This is a genomic window from Urbifossiella limnaea, assembly GCF_007747215.1.
In the GTDB taxonomy this organism is placed as follows: domain Bacteria; phylum Planctomycetota; class Planctomycetia; order Gemmatales; family Gemmataceae; genus Urbifossiella; species Urbifossiella limnaea.
Genome location: NZ_CP036273.1, coordinates 6,978,808 through 6,997,852 on the forward strand (window position 1 = coordinate 6,978,808; position 19,045 = coordinate 6,997,852).

13 protein-coding genes are annotated in these 19,045 nt (G+C 71.8%); 4 read left to right on the forward strand and 9 right to left on the reverse strand.

The window, feature by feature from the left end:
• Window positions 1-14: 14 nt before the first annotated feature.
• The 3 genes from ETAA1_RS28385 to ETAA1_RS28395 are packed head-to-tail and all read right to left on the reverse strand — an operon-like array spanning window position 15 to window position 4,304.
• Window positions 15-1,286, reverse strand: a complete 1,272-nt coding sequence (locus ETAA1_RS28385) for a hypothetical protein (RefSeq protein ID WP_145243990.1) — start codon at window positions 1,284-1,286, stop codon at window positions 15-17.
• A 38-nt stretch (window positions 1,287-1,324) separates the two neighbouring features.
• Window positions 1,325-3,331, reverse strand: a complete 2,007-nt coding sequence (locus ETAA1_RS28390) for an AAA family ATPase (RefSeq protein WP_145243991.1) — start codon at window positions 3,329-3,331, stop codon at window positions 1,325-1,327.
• 4 nt (window positions 3,332-3,335) lie between these two features.
• Window positions 3,336-4,304, reverse strand: coding sequence for a hypothetical protein (locus ETAA1_RS28395; protein WP_145243992.1), 969 nt, complete (start codon window positions 4,302-4,304; stop codon window positions 3,336-3,338).
• A gap of 145 nt (window positions 4,305-4,449) precedes the next feature.
• On the opposite strand from ETAA1_RS28395, the gene ETAA1_RS28400 reads away from it, so the two are divergent.
• Window positions 4,450-4,632 carry a hypothetical protein gene (locus tag ETAA1_RS28400; RefSeq protein ID WP_145243993.1) on the forward strand — a complete coding sequence of 61 codons (183 nt, stop codon included), beginning with the start codon at window positions 4,450-4,452 and terminating at the stop codon, window positions 4,630-4,632.
• 148 nt (window positions 4,633-4,780) lie between these two features.
• Window positions 4,781-7,276, forward strand: coding sequence for an NACHT domain-containing protein (locus ETAA1_RS28405; RefSeq protein ID WP_202920479.1), 2,496 nt, complete (start codon window positions 4,781-4,783; stop codon window positions 7,274-7,276).
• Between the two features lie 77 nt (window positions 7,277-7,353).
• Here the strand turns inward: ETAA1_RS28405 and ETAA1_RS28410 are convergent, their stop codons facing one another.
• From ETAA1_RS28410 to ETAA1_RS28420, 3 genes are all read right to left on the reverse strand, one after another.
• Complete coding sequence (locus ETAA1_RS28410; RefSeq protein WP_145243995.1) at window positions 7,354-7,536, reverse strand: hypothetical protein; 183 nt, start codon at window positions 7,534-7,536, stop codon at window positions 7,354-7,356.
• Window positions 7,537-7,686: 150 nt separating this feature from the next.
• On the reverse strand, window positions 7,687-8,769 hold the full coding sequence (locus tag ETAA1_RS28415; RefSeq protein WP_145243996.1) for a hypothetical protein: 1,083 nt from the start codon (window positions 8,767-8,769) through the stop codon (window positions 7,687-7,689).
• 635 nt (window positions 8,770-9,404) lie between these two features.
• Window positions 9,405-10,799 carry a transposase gene (locus tag ETAA1_RS28420; protein ID WP_145233609.1) on the reverse strand — a complete coding sequence of 465 codons (1,395 nt, stop codon included), beginning with the start codon at window positions 10,797-10,799 and terminating at the stop codon, window positions 9,405-9,407.
• Between the two features lie 184 nt (window positions 10,800-10,983).
• On the opposite strand from ETAA1_RS28420, the gene ETAA1_RS28425 reads away from it, so the two are divergent.
• The gene (locus ETAA1_RS28425) at window positions 10,984-12,258 is read left to right on the forward strand and encodes a HEAT repeat domain-containing protein (protein WP_145243997.1); all 1,275 of its coding nucleotides are present in this window, start codon (window positions 10,984-10,986) and stop codon (window positions 12,256-12,258) included.
• A 271-nt stretch (window positions 12,259-12,529) separates the two neighbouring features.
• Window positions 12,530-13,492 carry a WD40 repeat domain-containing protein gene (locus ETAA1_RS28430; protein WP_145243998.1) on the forward strand — a complete coding sequence of 321 codons (963 nt, stop codon included), beginning with the start codon at window positions 12,530-12,532 and terminating at the stop codon, window positions 13,490-13,492.
• Between the two features lie 122 nt (window positions 13,493-13,614).
• Here the strand turns inward: ETAA1_RS28430 and ETAA1_RS28435 are convergent, their stop codons facing one another.
• The 3 genes from ETAA1_RS28435 to ETAA1_RS28445 are packed head-to-tail and all read right to left on the reverse strand — an operon-like array spanning window position 13,615 to window position 19,042.
• Window positions 13,615-14,073 (reverse strand): hypothetical protein, encoded by a 459-nt coding sequence (locus tag ETAA1_RS28435; protein ID WP_145243999.1) that lies wholly within the window; start codon window positions 14,071-14,073, stop codon window positions 13,615-13,617.
• A gap of 17 nt (window positions 14,074-14,090) precedes the next feature.
• Window positions 14,091-15,608 carry a tetratricopeptide repeat protein gene (locus tag ETAA1_RS28440; RefSeq protein WP_202920480.1) on the reverse strand — a complete coding sequence of 506 codons (1,518 nt, stop codon included), beginning with the start codon at window positions 15,606-15,608 and terminating at the stop codon, window positions 14,091-14,093.
• Complete coding sequence (locus ETAA1_RS28445; protein WP_145244001.1) at window positions 15,605-19,042, reverse strand: WD40 repeat domain-containing serine/threonine-protein kinase; 3,438 nt, start codon at window positions 19,040-19,042, stop codon at window positions 15,605-15,607. The genes ETAA1_RS28440 and ETAA1_RS28445 overlap by 4 nt, the downstream gene beginning before the upstream one ends.
• Window positions 19,043-19,045: the final 3 nt, after the last annotated feature.

Genomic DNA, 19,045 nt, shown 5'->3' on the forward strand with positions numbered 1-19,045 from the left:
CTGCCGGCGTGTGCCTACCCTTCCACGAACGTCCGCCGTGCCCGGTCGACGACCCACAGCCCCCCGCGGATGATCGGGATGCACCCGAACTGCGCCCACTCCCACCACTGCCGCGACAGCAGCTCGTGCCACTCCACCCCGATCAGGTCTTCGACGGCCCCGTCCACACGGGCCACGGCGGTGAACAGCCCGGCTACCCCCTTCAGGGTGAGCGCGGCCCCGGCCGTCGCGGCTACCGTCCACGCCTTCGTTGCCGTCGGCCGGACCGACAGGTAGACCTCGCCGCGTAACACCGCCCCCGGCGCCACTACGTCGTAGTCGAGCCGAACCAACTCGGTGAACAGCGGGTTGTCGACGACCGTCACGACGAACGGCCACTGCCGGGCGGTCTTCGCCGCCGGCTCGACCTCGACCCGGCCGGGGGCCGGGTAGAGCCGCACCGCCGTCGCCTGCGGGTGCGACGGCTCGACCACCAAGTGGTACCGGGCCTTGTTCCCCGACAGCGGGAACACCCCGCGGTCCGCGAGGATGCCGCCCGCCTTCCCCTCGCGGTCCACGGTCACCCGGTCGGTGGTGAGGAGACGCGGCTCGAGGAACCGGAACGGCGGGGGCGCGTCGGGGTGCGACCCCTCGTCGGCCGGGACCGCCCGCATCCGCCGGACGCCGACCGGCTCCCCGTCGATCACGGCCGAGCAGTCGAGCGCGACCTCGGGGCCGGTGACCACCAGGTCGAACCGGATCTCCCCGCCGGCGGGCAACCGCCGCTCCCGCCGGCGGAGCGGGCCGGCGCGAACGGCGTCGGCCGGGCCGACCGTGATCTCGACATCCGCCAGATCGGTTGCGGGGGTGGCGTTCGTGAACACCGCCTCCACCTTCACCGCGTTGCCGTACCCGCACACCCGGCTGAGGCGCACGTCGAGCGCTCGCTCCAGCGACGGCACGACCCGGAACGGGTGCGCCGGGAGGCGGACGACCTCGCGGTCGCGCGCCTCGCCGCCGACCGGGTTCGCCTGGAGGATCAGGTCGGCGGTGTCGGCCGGGCCGGCGGCCCGGTACTTGATGCCGACCGCCAGAGTGACCGCCTCGCCGGGGTTGAGGACGAGGTCCTGGGTGAACAGCTCGGTGCTCACCGCCGCCCGCCCCACGGAGGTGACCCCGCCGGCCGGCAGCCGCACCGCCCGCGGCGCCGCGACCGCCAGCACGACCGTGAACCGAACCCACGCCCACTCGCCCACCGGGACCGCGTCCGGCGGCGCGACCAACTCGACCGAGATCGGGGACGACACGGACCGCCTCCGCTGGGGTTCCGCGCCCGCCGGGCGCGTCAGTCCTGGCCCGCCGGCACCGGCCCGGCCGCGCCGGCGAGGGCGTCGAGCCGCACCCGGGCGAACCGGAGCAGCTTCCCGAGGTACGTCTTGCCGACCTCGGCGCGGACCAGGGCGTCGAGCGCCGCCCGCTGCGCGGGCTCGGCGTAGCGGTCGGGCCGGTCGCACACCGCGGTCAGCGCCGCGAACGCCGACTCCGCCTCCACCGGGCACACGTCGGCGGTGATTTGGTCGTGGTAGCGGTCGTCGACGCCGTCGAGGGGGTCCGCGATCGGAAGCGGGCGGACCAGCCACAGGAAGGTGCGGGCCTTCGTCCGGTTCGCCAGCACTTCCTTGACGAGCCCGGGCAAGCCGTTCCTGTAGGTCCGCCCCAACCGGGCGAGGTGGACGGTGATCCCCGGAGCCGTCCCGGGGCGGGTGACGGACAGACGTACCACCGGCGTGGCGTCCAGTTTCATCGACTCGTCGTGCTGGACCTCGACGCCGGCCTCCGCCGCCACGACCGGGCCGATAACCGCGAGCAGCTGCCGGAGGGTGTCGAGGTGGTCGGTCGTGTACTGCCACTCGGTCGCGGCCGCCTCCGCCGCCTTCCGCACGTTCCGCTCGAACAGGTAGTCGATGAGCGGGTCCACCGCGACCGTCCGGACCCGCGCGTGGAACGCCGCGTCGAGCGCCAGCAGGGCGTCGCGCACGGCCTGGTTGCCGGCCGTCGCCACCACCTCGTCGGCCGTGAACGGCAGGTACGGCTCGTCCAGCTGGGCGTAGCGGTCCCGCAGGACCGGGTCGTCGCGGACCCACGCGGCGACGCGCTCGCGGTACAGCCCCTTCACCTGCTCGGGGGTCGGCAGCGAGAGGGTGAACCGCTCGTCCATGAGGATGCGGTCGCGGAACTGCCGCTCCATGGTCGCGTGCAGCCGGGTCTTCAGCCCGAGCGTCATGGTGAACAGCACGACCACGTTCGGGAGCGTGTTGTACAGCTCGCTCAGGTGGGCGAAGAACTTGGCCCAGTCGCCCTCGGCGTCGAACAACTCGTTCCGCCCCTCGGCCTGGTCGAACGTGAGCAGCAGCACCCGCGGCGGGCACTCGCCCGGCTTCCCCTCCAGCTGCCGCGACACCTCCGGTGAGAACAGGTGGGCGAGCAGCTTCACGGCCTCGAACCGGGCGTACTCGCGGTCCGGCTGCTCCTTCGCCCCGAGGCGGCGGGCGAAGTAGTCCGGGTCGCCCCGGCCGCGGAACCAGTGGAGCACCCGCTCGCGCGTCCCGACCCCGTCCTCCGGGCGGTCGGGGAACAGGTACAGGAGCAGCACCCGCAAGGCGAAGCGGTGCATCAGGTTCGCCCGCTCGGCGAGGAACCGGTCGCACACCGCGTTGCCGAACGCGGCGAAGTCGAAGTGCGCGAACACCGCCGGGTCGCGGGCGTCGGCCAGGGCCTTGAGCCGCTCGTGGCTCGGCCGCCGCCACCGCCCCCACGCCCGGCCGAGCCACCACCCGCCGGGCCGGGCGGCCGCCGCCTTCCACGACATCGGGTTGCTCAGCAGGTGCTCGACGGCCCGGAACCCGATCGCCCGGACCCGCTGCAGGAGGAGGTGGTCGTCGTTCGGGCCGGGGGCGGTGACCGCCTCGATCACCCAGTCGAGGAGCCGGGCCTGGAACTCGTCGATCGACCAGTGGTTCGAGCCGCCGACGAACACGTGCCCGAGTTCGTCCGCGGCCGCGGCCGCCTGGAAGGTGCGGAGGAGGTGTGTCTTGCCGACGCCGGCGGCGCCGGACAGGAGCACGACCTGCGACTGCTTCCGCCCGGCGCGGACGGCGGTGATGGTGTCGCGGACGTGCGCCCGCGCCTCCGCGTGCATCCCGGCCACGTCTGCCCCGGGCGCCCCGCCGGCGGCGGTGCTCACCCGCTGGTCGAACGGGGAAACGTTGGCGTCGGGGTCGGCCCGCGGCATCCGCCGCTTGAACTCGCGGAGCACCTCGAGCCGGGCCAGGCCGGGGTCGGTGGGCGACATGGGCTCAGTTCCAGCGGACGAAGTAGTACAGCCGGTCGTTCCGGTGGATGGCGAGGTGCGGCTCGCTCGCCCCGCGAACCTCGTTGAGCACGTGCAGTTGGACCGCCCGCGCCTCGCTCAGCCGCCACAACTCGTGGTGGAAATCCTCGACCGTCAGTCCCGGCAGGCGCTTCGCCGCCTCGTGGTACAGCCGCGGGAGCTCGACGAGGCGGTCGCGGAACTCGACGAACAGGCACAGGTGCTCGTAGGCGAGTTTCAGCACCGCCGGCAGATCGACGGCCGGCGCCGGGGGCGGGGTTACCGGGGCGGGAGGTGCCGCCGTGACCACCGGGGCGGGACGTGGTGTGGGGGCCGACTCGAGCTTGCTCCTGAGGATCGTGAATAAGTCGTCGAGCGGAGCGACCCCGAGGGCGGTGACCTTCTGGGCGGCCTTCACGAGTGCGTCGAACGGCTTCTTGCCCGGGTCGGTCTCGTACCACTTCGGCGGTGGCGGCGCGGTCCGGGCGTACCCCTTCCCGCGGCGGAACAATTGCCCGGTCGCCTGCATCTCGGCGAGCAGCCCGTCGAACGCGGCCGTCGCCTCGGGGGTCGCCTTCTTGCCGCCGGGGCGCCCGAGTTGCTTATCCGTCACCACCTCGTCGGTCCCGAGGAGCCGGACCTTTTCGCGGAGCGCGTCGGCGACGACCTCCGCCGCCGTCTTCGGCCGGGTGTGCCAGAACCGGGGTTTCCCCTTGGCCGAGGTCGCGGGGTGGGCGAAGGCGGTGCCTCCGCCCACCTCGGCGGTCACGGCCGCCTCGATGTCCGAGTCGGAGTGCCCCTTCTTCCCGCCGATCGCGACTCCCTGGGCCTTCAGCGTTTTCTTGATGTCAGCGATTGCGACCGGCTGTTGTGCGGTCTTGATGACCCGGGCCACGATCTCTGGAAAAGTGAGCGACGCCACAGCCGTCGTGGGAGTCGCGGCAGCTTCGGTCATGACAAACTCCGAATGTCGTGCCGCTAGCATAGATGAGCGACGGTCCGCGACAACTATTCCGACGGGGCGGCTATCGCAGGCCGTCAGGGGCCTGTCGCCGCCCGGCCGCCTCGACCTCGTCGTCGCCGTCCCGGTCGGCTGCGGCATGGCCGACGACCTGCCGCCGGGCGTTCACTTCAACGCGGACGGGCGGGTAACGACAGTGGTGTACGACGGCGATGGGCCGGACCCGGTCGTGCTTGCCGGGTTGGAGGATCGGCTTACACCCGTCGGGAAGCTGATCATCGCCGCGCGGACTTCGTCACATGGCCACTTGGGCGAGAGCTGATGTCGTGACTCACCCATACGTGCGACAGCTCCGCGCGGCCTCGAGTCCGCAGGGTAGATTCCTTCTCGTACCGGGCTACTATTGCCCTGGGGCGGGTAGGCCCCCGGGCTACCGGGGCGGCGCCTCCCTTTCGCGGGGGCGCAACGACATGGGACAGGCTTCCCACCCCAGTAAGGCTCACCTCGACGCCCAGGCCATTTCACGGTTCAAGAAGGAACGTGTCCTCCTCCAACTGACCGAGGATCAGTTCCGCGACCTCGTCGTGCGGCCGCTCATGCTCCGCATGGGGCTCGAGGACGGTCGCGATCTGTGCGGACCCGACGAAGAAGGCAAGGACTGTGTCTTCTTCAAGGCCGACCCGATCCGCAAGCGGATCATGTACGCGGTCCAGACGAAGCGCGGGCCGATCAACATGACCCGGAAGGCCACGGAGAACGTGACCGAGGCGCAGGCGCAGCTCCGCACCGCCCTCGAGACGAGCGTCAGCCTCGTCATGCCCCGCGAGAAGCGGAAACCCGACTGCGTGATCCTGTGCGCGAGCGGGAAAATCAACAAGGCCGCGCGGGAGCACATCCAGGCCGAGATCAACGACACCCGGCTGGCCTTCATGGGGGCCGACGAGGTCATCAACGGGCTGGACGAATACTACCCGGAGTACTGGTACGGCATCGAGGCCGACAAGTTCCCCTACTACCAGCGGCTCAAGGAGGAGCTCGCGCGGCAGAGCGAGACGGTGTCGATCGTCGAGCAGTCCGACGCGGGGCTGGCCGTGTGCCCGATCACGGACGAGTCGTTCGTCCAGCTCTACCTGAACCGGATGACGACCGTTGAGAAGAAGGTCGGGCGGGACACCGAAACCGTCCCCGACCTCGAGGAGATCCCGATCTACGGCGTCCTCAAGGGGAAGCCCAAACTCGTCATGATCACCGGCGACGCCGGCAGCGGGAAGTCCACCTCGCTCCGGCGGCTGGCCTACTCGGTCGCGACCAAGGCCCTCAAGGACGAGTCGGCGTCGATGGTCCCCGTGATGATGCGGTGTACGGAGGTGGAGAAGTCGCCGCACCGGCTGATCGAGCAGGCGGCGGACGCGACCGCGCGGCTCACCCCCGACCGCGGCGCGAGCTTCAACGCGACCGACCTGGCCGCCGGGCTCGTCGCGATCCTCCTCGACGCGCTCGACGAGGTGTCCAGCGACGAGGGCCGGGCCGGGGTGATCCGGAAGGTCAAGGAGTTCCACCAGACCCACCCGACCTGTTTGGTGGTGATCACCTCCCGGCGGACGCCGTTCGTCAAGGAAACCAGCGAGCTAACCGGGTTTACCACCTACCAGATCAGCTCGTTCAGCATGGAGCAGGCCGAGCGGCTGGTCACGACGATCGTCCGGGACAAGTCGCTCCCGGCGGTGGACATGAACGAGACGCTGCGGCGGATCCGGGACGTCCACGGGGTCGAGCTCAACCCGCTTCTGGTGACCATCTTCGTCGCGATCTCGGACTACAACCGGCAGGACATCCCCGCGAACATCACCGAGCTGTTCAAGAAGTACACCGAGATGATGCTCGGCCGGTGGGACAAGCAGAAGGGGCTGGCGCAGCAGATCCACGCCCCCATCAAAGACTTCCTGCTGCGGTCGCTCGCCTACCTCATGCACACGCGGGGCGACATCTCGATCCCGGTCGCCGAGTGCCGCGCCCTGTTCGAGCGGGAGTTGGCGAGCCGGGACCACCGGGCGGACGTGGAGGTCCTGTTCCACGAGATCGTCTACCGGTCGGGCCTCTTGCGGATCGTGGGGGAGGACATCGAGTTCCGCCACATGCTGCTGCAGGAGTTCTTCGCCGGGCGGGCGATCCCGTCGGCCGAGCACCTGACCGGGCTCGTCTCCCAGCCGTGGTGGACGAAGGCGATCGTGTTCTACTTCGGCGAGAATCCGGACAAGTGCGACTCGATCAACGGTCTGCTCGGGCGCATCCCGACGGCCGACCCGGTTGGGGTGTACACCGCGGCGACCGCCGTCGGCCTGGCCACCCAGGCGTGCTACCTGTCGAAGGTGGACGACAAGCTCGTCTCGTTCCGGTGGGTCCTGCGCACGCTGGCCGAGGTCAAGGACCGGTTCATCGCGCAAGGCGGCGGCGACCCGGAGAAGCGGTTCCCCGAGTTGATGGTCTACCTCGGCTACTACCTGCACGCCCGGGACGCGGTCGCGTCCCACCTGATGGCCGACCTGGCCGCTTCCCTGTTGGAGGCAAAGCCGCAAACGGACGAGGAGCAGGCGGTCAACGAGACGGCCCTCTTCTGGGCCCTCGTCGGGCTGATCGAGGTCGGCCAACTCCCGGCCGTGGAGGACCTCCTCAAGAAGTTCCGGCCGACCGACCGGCGGCACTTCTTGGGGATTCATATGGGCTGTTACCTCCTGGCGAACATCCGCATCACCACGGCGAGTACCAAGGACGTGGCCCGTCGGATCTGTAACAAGCTGACGACCAAGGTTCGGCCGTACGCGTACCAGATCATCAGTGACCTGAAGTCCATGCTGATCGAGGTCAGGAGGGGCAAGCTGGAGATTTTCCACGACACGCCGCCACGGGAGCTCGCACTACCCGGCCCCGAGGTAGAGGACGAGCCGGAGGATAAAGCGCCGGGGTAGTCCCCCGCGGCGCCCGCCTGACTCGACCGCGACGTCGCATCGGGCATTTGGCGCAGTGAGTTGGCCGAATCGGTTCATTAGACGGCTGGGTCGCCGTCCACGGGCCACCGCCCGGTCGCCCGCAGCAGCACCTCGAGGTTGTGCCGGGCGGGGCCGTGCCCCGGGTCGGCTGCCGGCACCGCCCGGGTCGCCACCGACGGAGCGACCGGCCCCGCCCCGGCCTTCACCAGCACCTGCATCAGCGCCGCTTGTGGGGCCACCGCCCCCGGAACACTGCGACCGGCAGTTTCGCCCCCCGAAACCGTGTCATTGCCGTCACGGCGGCTCGAGTGCGGTTCCCCGGCACCATCGCTTCCGCGGTGCCCTCGTACGTCGCCCTGGTGGCGACCACGGCTGCCCGGACGCAGGTCTCACCTCGTCGGGACCGGGGCCGGCCGGGCCAGCCGCCACAGCCGGTGGACGGCGACCCCGACGACCGCCGACCCCGCGGCCCGGAGGCACACCGCGGGGAGCACCGCGGCCGGGAGGGCCGGTCCGGCGGTGACCCGGAGGTCGAACAGTTGCATCACGTCGGCGAAGTCCGCCCCCCGAAGGGCCTGGTCCACCGCCCACCACGCCATCCCCGCCGTCCCGATCTCGTTCGCCGCCAGCCCGGTGATCGACACCAGTGCGACCAGCAAAGCGACCGACGCCGGGGCGAGGACGACCGCCCCGGCCCGGGCCAGCGGCCGGCCGGCGTCGGCCCCGAGTTCCCCCAACGCGTCCCCCGGGTCCGCCGGCCCCACCATGGAGCGGTCGCGCAGCCGGGTGGCGAGCCGGAGCAGTCCGAGGCACGCGACCGCCGCTGCAGCCGCCAGCGGCACCGCCCGCCAGTCGAACACCCGGATCCCCGAGTTCTGGAGTTGGCCGATGGCCATGCCCAGCAAGACGGCCACGCATGCTGCCAGCCCGAGACGGGCGAACACGGCGAGGAGGACGACCGCCATCGTCCGCGGCATGTCGCCGACGAAAGTTCGGCGGGCGCGGCCGGCGGCCCGGCCGATCGCGTCGACCACGAACGCCCCGGCGATGAGGTGGAACCCGACCAGGAGTCCGGCGGCCGTTGGGCTGGTGTGGCGGACGGCCTGGACCGCCCCCCAGTCCCGGACGAGGTCGAGGGCGTCGGCGGCGCGGAGGAGGTGGGCCAAGGCGAACGCCGCCCAGGCTCCCGGGCCGGCGCCGGGCGGGGCGTCGAAGTGGCCGGCGCCGAGGAGGGCGTGGGCGGCCGGGAAGGCGGCCGCGTACGCTCCCAGCGCGAGGCCCACGTGGGCCGCCCGTGCGACCGGCCCGGTCCCTCGGGCGGTGGCGGCGGCCAGGTTTGCCGTCGCCAGGGCGAGGGTGATGGTAAAGCCGGCCCAGAAGAGTGGGGGAGACGGGGGGCCGACGGCCGCGGCCGCACTCACACCGACCCACCCGGCGGATGCGACCACGAGGGTGACGCGGAATGGCGGCATGGTCGGCCCGTTCGCGCTCCGGAATCGGTCTCGCCCTGCTCTTCACCATTCGCTCCGGAGGGAGAGGTATTGGTGCTCTCGGGCGGGCAGGCCTCGCCCTCAGCCCGCGTCAACGTTATCCCCGTCGTTGGAAGCGCTTGCCCGGGGCACGACAACGCCCGCAACAGCACCCCGAGGTCGTGCCGGGCCGCGCCCCGGGTCGGCCGCCGGCACCGCCCGGATCGCCGGCTCCAACTCGGCCGGCCCCGCCCCGGGCTGCACCTGTATCAGCTGAGGGTGTGGTGGTTCACGTGACGCCGCCGCACCGCCACTGGTACGCGGCGTGGTCGGCGCAGAGGCGCTCCAACTCGCGGGCGGAGCCGACCCCCCTCGAGGGTGACGCAGAGCCACCGGCCGGATGGCGGCGTACAGTGGGGCGAGATCTACCCCATCGGCGAACGTCCAGGCGGCCCGGGCCGGGTGGTCGGGCGGGAGCATCTGGGTCGGGCGACAGGGCCAGGTGCGAACCTCGTCGCGGATTGCCGGGCGGAGGCGGGACGCGGGGGTGAACGGCACGGGAATCCGGTAGCGGCGTGGGGGGCGACCAGTTAGGCTCCGGATAGGTCAGAGAGGGCAGGCCATTCACGGTGTGAGACTCACGGATTCCGGCTGACTTTCGCCTGACGGGTCTTCTTCCCCTCGTCGAGCAACCGGGCCGTGGAAACATGTGGGCTCTTGTCCTTGATCCGTCGGGTCGCCGTCCTCGTCGGCTTCCGGGGCGGCGCTTTCTTGATCCTCCCAAGGTCGACCTTGCCCGCCCACTCGCGGAGGTGGCCGGCCAACTCCGGGCTGGGCATCGGACCGAACGCCTCCCATTCCGACGCGGGCAGGGCGATCATCATCCCCGCGTACACCATCGCCCACTCCAGCGCCAGGTAATACCCCGACACCTCCTCCTGCACCTTCTTCTCACCATGCACCGCCCGCAGGGCCGCCTTCAGTACGGCCAGCACGTTGTACGCGGCCACCGCCACGCAGAACCCGAACAGCGCGGCCCTGGGGTACCCCAGGGTGTTCACCTCACAGTTCAAGGCGACTGTCAACTCGTGGAAGGCCCCCTCGATCTTCCACCGCTTGAGGTAGATCTCGGCCACCTTCTTGGCCGGCACCTTCGCCGGCAGGTTGGTCAGGATCTCCACCTCCGCGTCCCCGTCCGCGGTCGGCGCCCGCAGCCGCACCCGCACCTGCCGCAGGCGCACCAACCGCGCCCCACCCCAGCAGACCCAGACCCGCCGCTCGCCCACCCAGCCCCGGTCCGTCGCGACCTCGGCCCCGTACCCGGCTTCGGCCTCGACGCTCAGGTTCCCGTGGCGTCGGATGACGACGTAGGCCCGCCGGGCGGCCACCTCACACAGGAACTCCGCCGTGCAGAAGTTGCGGTCCGCGACCCACACGTCCCGCTCCCGCACCAGCGGCACAATCTGGTCGATCAGCGCCCGCTCCTGGGTGTGGGCGTCCTCGCACGGGACGATGTCGGTGACCAGCATCAGGGCCGGGTCGAGCACGACCAAACTCTGCCCGGGCAAGGGGCCGGCGGTGTGCCCCCGGGTGACGCCCAGCCGCCGCTGGGTGGCGGCCAGGTGGTTGCCGTCGAGGACCCGCACCCGGTAGCCCGGCAGCAGGCTCTTGCACCCCCCGCCCAGCGCGGTGATCAGCCCCTCGCACCGGCCCGACACGTGCGCGACCAGCCCCGCGGACACGCCCGTCTCGATGTTCCGGAGCTTGTCGTAGACGCACTTGAGGGTGACCGGGACGCGGTCCCGCAGGTGCCGGTAGGCGGCCTGGACGTGGAGGGCCTTGCCGCCGACCACCAGGGTCATCAGATCGACCGTCGTGGAGAACAGCAACTCCCGGGTGTACCCGCGCTCGGCGGTCCGGTCGAACAGCGCGTCGAGGGCCGAGGCCGAGAGGGCGTGCTCGATGGTCGCCCGGGACATCACGCTGAGCGGGCTCTCCTCTAGGAACCGCTCGAAGACCCCACCGAACAGCATGGGCGCGCCCTCTCCCTGGCTTGGCCAAGTCCCTGCCAGCGGACGGCTTACGACCGGGATGCGTCACCGTGAATGGCCTGGTCAGAGAGGGGCATGGCGGGGAAGAATATCCACGCCTTGCACGAGTTGTTCGGCGGTATCCAGAAACATCGAGCCATCGGCGCCGGCCGACCAGGAGACGAGCGTGGGATTTTTTGACTTCTTCCGCAAGCGGTCGAAGCCGATTGAGCCGCCGAGTCCCCCACTGGATGTCGAGCAATTCGTGAGGAATTGCTACGGCGGCACACTCTACACCGAGTACCGCAAGCAGACCGATCCGTCCGTCCGGGCCGCGTTGGGGGCGAAGGTCGCCGAACAGGCGCGTGAAACTCCGAACTGGCGATGCGAAGGAGCGTGGCTCGCGCTTAACGAGGTCGATCAAGACGCCCTGTGCGAGGTCGTGCGGTCGCTGCTCGACAGCCCCGACGAGCCGATTCGCAGACGCGCGAAGGACGCGCTGCACAAGTTGACTTGTGTTGACACGCGCTCACCATTAACGGCCGAGATCTGCGACGTGCTGCAAGCGCGGATCGCACCCGAGACGGATTCGCTCCTCCGCCACTGGATGGTCGCGTTCCTGCGAGACACCCCTGACCGACTCGTCGCGTTGCTCCGCGACCCCACCTACCCTGCCGACGCCAAGCGGTTCATCCTCGCCGAGGGGTGCATCCCGGGCAGGCTGCTACTGCCGCTGGTCGATGACGAGTACGTCGGCCCGGATGTCACCGCGCACATTCTGCTGCCGCAGAATCCGCAGAATGACCGCTACACCGAGCTGCGCCCCGAACTCCTGAAGAGGGTCCTCGCGTCGCCCCGCCTGCTCCCGGCCGCGCTCGGGGCGGCGTGCGAGCGGCTGCGGAGCGACGGGCGAAACTACCTTGGGCGCGATGAAGTCCACGCCGCGCTTATGCTCGCCGGGTTGCGGCACACGGACCCCGAGATTCGCGCCCGCACGCTCGCCGCGTTCCCCGACGAAGAGCTGTCCGACTACGCCCCCGACCTCTACGCCGTCGTCGCGCAAGCCCTGTCCGATCCGGACGAATCCGTCCGCGCTGCGGCGGCCGCGGTTCTGGACCGGAACATGGCGGCGGTCGAGCGCGAGCTGGCCACGAAGCACTACCGCCGCGCCGTCGATCACCTCGGCCGGATGAACTCCCCGCGGGCCGAGGCGCTGCTCGGCGCGCACGAAAAACTGCGGCAGCGCGTGGCCGATGAGGTCTGTGTCAAGGGCAGCCCAGACGACCGCGAGATCGCCAGACGCCTGTCGTCGCTGTCGTCGCCGGTAGAGTGCGGCATTGTTGGCGAATGGCTGTGGAAGAATGGGGGGCATGAGCGGATGGTCCGAGTCTGCAACAGCTATGGCGGGAATGTCCGCATCCTTGAGGAATACTGGGACGGGATCGGCACGTTCCAGGGGTGAAGTGCGGCTGCCGTCCGTGCAAGTGTCCGTGTCGAGCGTCAAGTTGTCAGGGTCCTTGGGCTTAGAGGCATGTATGGTGAAGCAAAATCAGCCGCAGACAGCGGTGGGCACGACGGCGTTCCGCTACCTGGAGGATCGGTAGCCCACCGCCGCTGCCGAGGTCTTATCCCCGAGTGCGTCGGCCAACTCCGGTGCTGCACATTTGACTGAAGTAATGGTCAATACCGCTTAAACACTGGGGTAATGACGGTGAGCGACTTCGGGGGGAGCCATGATCGAAGCGATCCGCGAATTCACGATCGAGTCAGAGATACACCGCGCGGCCTTCTCGCCGGACGGCAGGTGGCTTGCCCTGGCCACCAAGAGCGGAACCACGGAACTCTGGGAGATCCCAACCGCGACTCCCGGGCCGATACTTCATGGGCATTCCGACGATGTCTGGACGGTCTCCTTTGCTCCCGACGGCCGCACCATCGCCACGGGGGGTGGGGACGGAACTGTCCGAATCTGGAACTCGATCGATGGCAGAGAGCGAGCCCTCTTTCGGGGGCATAGTCGCGCCGTCACCGCGGCAGCGTTCATCCCGGACGGACGGCGGTTGGTCACCTCCGGCTGGGATCACCGGCTCATCGTCTGGGACGTGGCCGCCGGTTCACCCCTGGCGAACCACGACGGCGGCGCCACTCTCGAAATCGGTGGTTTTTCGGCGGACGGGATAAGGCTCTTGATCGGCAGCGACCGCAACCAAGCCGAGTTGTGGCACTCGGACGCGGGGCGGGTGAGGGTACTGACGGGTAAGAACAGCGACAGTACGATGTCTACCGCCGTCAGCAGGCGCGCGCCGCTGGCCTTCACCGCCGAGAAGGGTGTGCGCGTGCCGCCGGGTCAGCCGGCCAACTGGTTCACCCGCGTCGGTGTGTGGGACGCCTCGGCTTGGCGGGAGTTGAGAGACTTCGAGGTCGGCGCCCGCCCGCACCGCGGCGTGTGGCACTTGGCCGCGTCCGGCGACGGACGGTTCATCCTGCTCGGCCATTCCGACGGGATCGTCAAGGTGGTGCGATCGGCCACGGGGGAGGTGGGGTTCGAGCGGTCGGTGTGCTTCGAACCCGAAGCCATGAGCTTGTCGGCCGATGATACCGTACTTGTAAGTACGGTCGGTCGGCGGGTGCAGTTATGGAAAGTGCAGGTCCCCCATTGGGAAGCGCCTCGCAAACCGTGGTGGCGGTTCTGGTAGACGACGCAGGCTGAACCGGACCGCCGCGTCTTCCGCACCAAGTTTCTCGTTGGAAGGCACCGGTCGGGTCCGGTCGCTCCGGCGGGCACCGAGCCGCGGCGCCCGCGAGCCGTGCGGCCCGGTTACTTCCGCCAATTTCCGATCCCGTCCCAAAAGTCCTGGAAGAAGTAGCCGCCGCACGCGCGAACGGCGACGTAGTAAGCCTGCATGAAGTCGAAGCCCCCCTCCCGGTCGATCTCGGCCCCGATGTCGCGGATCCGAGCCGGAAACGTGAAGCCGCCGTCCGCACCGACCAGGTAAGTCAGTTCGGCCATCCGCCGGGCGTTCAGGGCCGAACGGCCAGAGGCCGCCGGGCGGGGCGACCGGCGCCAGTCCCGCCACGCCGTCCTCGTCATCCAGACGCCGAAAACCGCCAGCGGCGGTCCGGTGAAGAGGCACCACCACATCCCGTCGTCCGGCCGCGGACTGCCGAGGAACAGCCCCCAGGTGACCGCCACGCTCATCACCACGCGCAAGACACCCAGCGCCACGTCCTTGATCGCGCCCTCCCCGATCCGCGAGACGTCACACGAGTGAACCACCGCCTGTCGGCCGAGCCTCACCCACCCGGGACCCGCGTGGGAGTCCCGCACTTCACGCACCGGGTCGGCTTCCCCCCCCAGGCGCGCGGGGCCTTCAGCCGCTTTCCACAGCGGGCGCAATTGAAGCGGACCAGGTCCTCCTCGGCGGGGGGTGCCGGCGGGGCGGGCGGGGCGGCGGCGCGGGCCTCGGCCTTCCGGTTCAGCTCGCCCAGCACGTCGCTCAGGGCCACGGCGGCGAGGATCGGGCTGATCGGTGGCGCGGCCGGAGGGGGCGGGGGCGCGGCCGGCGGGGACGCCGCGGTCGGGAGCGGGATGCCCAGCGCCTCCCGGCGGGTGTCGAGTCGCGTCCACAGGTCGGCCGGTTCCACGCGGTCGGTCGCGGCGGCGGGGTCGCGGTCTGCCCCGCCGTGGCCGTCGAAGTTCCGCTGCCACTTGCCGACGATCCCTAGCAGAGCGGCGAGGGAGGCCACCTCCTTCGGGTCGTCCCCGACCCGGGACCGGCAGGCGGCCAGCGCCTCTGCGGGCGAGCCGTGAGCGAACATGCCCACGAACGCCTTCCCCACCTTCGCCCCCTTCGGGAACAGCCCGACCCACAGCATCGCCTCCGACACCGGGCAGGCGTACTCCTCGACGTGGACGTCGAGGAGGTCGGCGTACCGCTCCACCACGTCGCACAGTTCCTCGGGGGTGACGGGCGACTTGACCCGCGTCTCGAACACGCCGCCGGAGTACGAGAGGAGTTTGTCCGCGGAGTCGAAGGCGGGGAGGTCTTTCGTCCGCGGGGAGGCCGGCCTGGCGCGGTCGCGGCGGGCGGGGGCCGCGACCGGCGGCGCGGCCGCGCGGCGGGCGACCCGGACCTTGCCGAGCCCCTGCCGGGCCAGGACCGCGTCGGCGCCGATCAACTCCCCCTGCGCGTCGATCTTCCCGGCGGACTGGAGGCCGGCCAGCGCCGCCTCCCCGCGGGCGAACGGGGGGGTCGCGGCGGCCGCGGTGAACCGCGCGTTCCGCCCCAGCGCCTCGGCGACTATGTCGTACAGGTGCGGGTCGAGCCGCTGGACGGCGACGCAGAACACGTTCTCGTGACCACGTAACGACGCCATCGAGTCGCCGTCGTGGAGCACGGCCGTCTTCAACTCGGCCGGCTCGAACTCCTCCCAGAAGATCTCCCAGCACTTCGCCCCGTAGGCGGCGCTCTCGATCTTGTCCACGTCGAACCGGACCGCGACCGTCTCCACCCCGCGCATCAGGTTGTCGAACAGCCCCCCGCCCGCCGGGGCCGCCGGCGGTGGCGGGGGCGGTGGCGGGGACGGGCCGCCCCCGAAGGTGTTCAACTCGATCGCCTTCCGCAGGCACCGCAGCGCCTCGGCGGGGTCGCCTAGGTCGCGGTAGATGACGCCGAGGTTGTTCCACGGGATGCCCCACGTCGGGTCCTCCCGGATCGCCTCCAGGAGCTTCTCCTTCCCGGCCCGCGGGTTTCCGCCCCCGGCCAGCCGGATCCCCTCGTCGTTCAGCATCTTCGCGCGGTCGCGGCTCATCGAGAGGTCTCCGTCGGCAAGGGGTCGGGGGCCGTGGGAATCGGCAGGTCCCAGTCGAGGAACCAGCGGCGGAGGGTGCCGTCCTCCCCGCCGGAAAGCGCGAACCGGGCGTGCCGGTCGAGGGCGACGGCCCGGACCGGCCCGGCGTGCCCTTCGAGGGTCGCCAGGCATCGCCCGCCGGCCGCTTCCCAGACGCGGACCGCGTGGTCGTGATCGCCCGACACGACCACGCGGCCGTCCTGGCTCGCCGCGACGGCGAGGACCAGCGACGGCCCGTCGAGCGACGCCACGCGGCGGCCGCTCTCCGCGTCCCACCACTTGAGGGACTTGTCGAGGCCCCCCGACACGAGCCCGTCGGCGGTGAAGGCGAAGTCCTCGACGACCTCGGTATGCCGCCGGAGGACGTGGACCGCCGCCCCGGTCGCCGCGTCCCACACCCGGATGGTGGCGTCGAAGCCGCAGGTTGCCGCCCGGGTCCCGTCCGGCGCCGCGGCCAGGTGATGGACGATCGGGTTCGGCCCGGGGTGAGACTGGCACTCCCAGACGCACTGGTCGGCGTCGGCGGCCCAGCGGCGGAGGGTGCCGTCGGCGTGCCCCGTGAGGACGGCGCCGCCCGGGAGCAGCGCCACCGCGCGGCACGACCGGCCCGTCGGGAGCGCTCGCACCGGTCGCCCAGTGGTCACGTCCCACACCCGCACCACGTCGTCTTCCGCCGCCCACGCGGCCAACCGGTCGTCGGGGTCGAGGGCCAGTGCCCCGACCCACCCGGCCGGATTGGTGAGGTCGCGGACGAACTCGCCGGCCGCGGCGTCCCACACCCGGACGCGGCCGTCTTCCCCAGCCGTCACGCAGACGTCCGTCACCCGCCCCAGCCGCAGCCCGGTGATCGGCCCGGCGTGGGCCGGGAACGCGCCGTCGGCCCACGCCCCGCGGAACGCCCCGCGCGGGAGTTGGGCGTACAGCCCGGCCCACGCCGCCGTCGCCTCCGGCCGCCGGCCGCACCCGGGCCGGTCGCGGGCCGACCGCACGTGTGCCGCGGCGACGGACGGCGGCGCGGCGCGGGCGGCGGCCAGGTCGCGCCGGAACTCCGCCTCGGCCGCGGACACGACCTCGCTGGTCGTCGCCCGGCACAGCGCCGGCGGGGCCGGCCGGAGGCCGGGGGCGTCGAGCCGCCAGGCGGTCACGGCGCGGCCGTCGGCGTGGAAGCCGGTGTCGCCCGCCGGGGCGATCGCGACCGACCCCTGTCGCCAGCCCCACCGGACTTCCTGCGACCACAGGCACCGCCCCGCCGGCACGTCCCACAGCCGCAGGTAATCGTCCTCCCCGACGGACAACGCCCGCCGGACGTCGGCCGTCAACGCAAGCGCCCGGACGGCGCGAACGTGGCCGGCCAGCTCCCGGACGCACTGCCCGGTCGGCACGTCCCACACCCGCATCAGCCCGTCCTGCCCGGCGGTGACCGCCGTTCGGGCGGCAGCGTCGAGCCAGACCGCATTCACCCCGCCGGGGTGCTCGCCCAGGGTGGCGGTGCAGCAGCCGGCCCGCAGATCCCACAGCCGGGCCGTGCCGTCCATGCTCCCGGAAAGGGCGACACGCCCCCCAGCCCCGAGGGCGATCGCGTGGACGGTTCCGGCGTGCCCGCGGAGCAACCGCACGCAGCGGCCGGTGGTCAGGTCGAACACCCGGACGGCGTCCTCCCCCTGCTCGCCCTTCGGGCGGATGTCGCCGCCGCTGCCGGACACCGCGTACCGGCCATTCGTCGTCACCGCCACGGCCCGCACCCAGTCGGTGTGCCCGGTCAGCGTCCGAACGCACGCCCCGGTCGCCAGGTCCCACACCTTCAGCGTCCGGTCGTCGCCGGCGGACACGGCGTAGCGGCCGTCCGCGGTCGGCGCGACGGCGTTCGCGGACCCGAGGACCGGCGGGCTCCGCTCCCGGTCGCCGACGTGCCCCGCGAACGCCCGGACGTGCCGGCCGGTGGCGGCGTCCCACAGGTCGATCGCCGACACGCCGCCGGACACTACGGACCGGCCGTCGGGGCTCACACCCAGCACGTCGGGGCCGAGCGAGAACCCGTCCCGCCCCGTGAACTCCCGCGGGTCGCCGCGACCGGTGCCGACCGCCTTCCGGGCGGCGGCGAGGGCGACCTGCACCTCCGCCTCGGCCGGGGCGATGTGGGCGGCCCGCTCAAACTCCGTCGCCGCTGCGGTCGGGTCGCCGCGCTCGAGGTGGACCAATCCGGCGAGGTACGACCCGACCCACTCCCGCCCCGGCCCGCCGGCGACGCCGCGGATGTCGCGGAGGGCGTCGGTGTCGGTCGCGGCCCCGGCCCGCCAGCGGCGGAGGACGGCGTTGTACGTCGCCTCCGGGTGCTGCGGGGCGGCGCGGAGGGCGGCGGCGAACGCGGCGTCGGCGTCGGCCCCGCGCCCGAGGTCGAGGAGCGACACGCCCAGGTTGTTGAGCCCGTCGGCCGGGTTCGCCCCCGGGTTCGGCCGCGATCGCGGGTAGGCGGTGCCGGTCGCCGTCTCGTACTCGGTCCGGCAGGCGTCGGCCGCCTCGTCCAGCCCGGCGGGGCGGTCGGCCGGGTCGAGGCAGAAGCACCTGCGGAGAAGTTCCGCCACCCCCGCCGGCATCGGCGGGACCGTCCCGCCCGGCCCGCCGGCCGCCAGGAACTCGGCCAGCACCTCGCCGGCCAGCTGCCCGCCATACCGGCACGACACCCCGCCGGCGAACAGGTCGAGGACGCTCACCGCCCACGACCACAGATCGGATTGCGCGGTGAGCCGGGTGCGGCCCCCGGCGCCGGCCTTCGCCTCAGCGCGGGCCTGGGCCTGCTCGGCCGAGTAGTACGCCGGGGTGCCGCCGCCGTACCCACCGCCGGCCGCCCGCGCCAGCCCGAAGTCAGTGACCTTGGCGCCGCCGCCCGGGGTCATCATGACGTTCCCGGGCTTCACGTCCTGGTGGATCAGCCCCGTCCCGTGGGCGAACCCGAGACCCCAGGCGAACTGGATCGCAACGTCGAGCACGCGGGCCAGCACCTCGCCCGGACCGCCCACGTAGAGCCGTCCGTCTGCCACCCAGTCGTGAAGGGTGCCGCCGGCGACGTACTCTGCGAACACGCGCGGGACGCCGCCCAGGGTGCGGACGTAGAAGCAGGTGACGACATGCGGGTTGGGGCCGAGCCGGACCCACGTCTCGGCCTCGTCGCGGAACCGGTCTGCCCCTCCGGCCCGGGCCAGTACCTCCGGCCGCGGGGACTTTACCGCCAGGTCCATCCCCCAGCCGAGGTGGTGGACCCGGTAGACGAGCCCCATCGCGCCGCCCTCGTGGACGGCGTCGACGCGGTACTGCCCGAGGACGACCGACCCCGGCTCCCACACGGCCGGGACGGCGGCGGTCGCGTCGGTGGTGGTTGGGGGTGGTTCCGTCGGCATGTC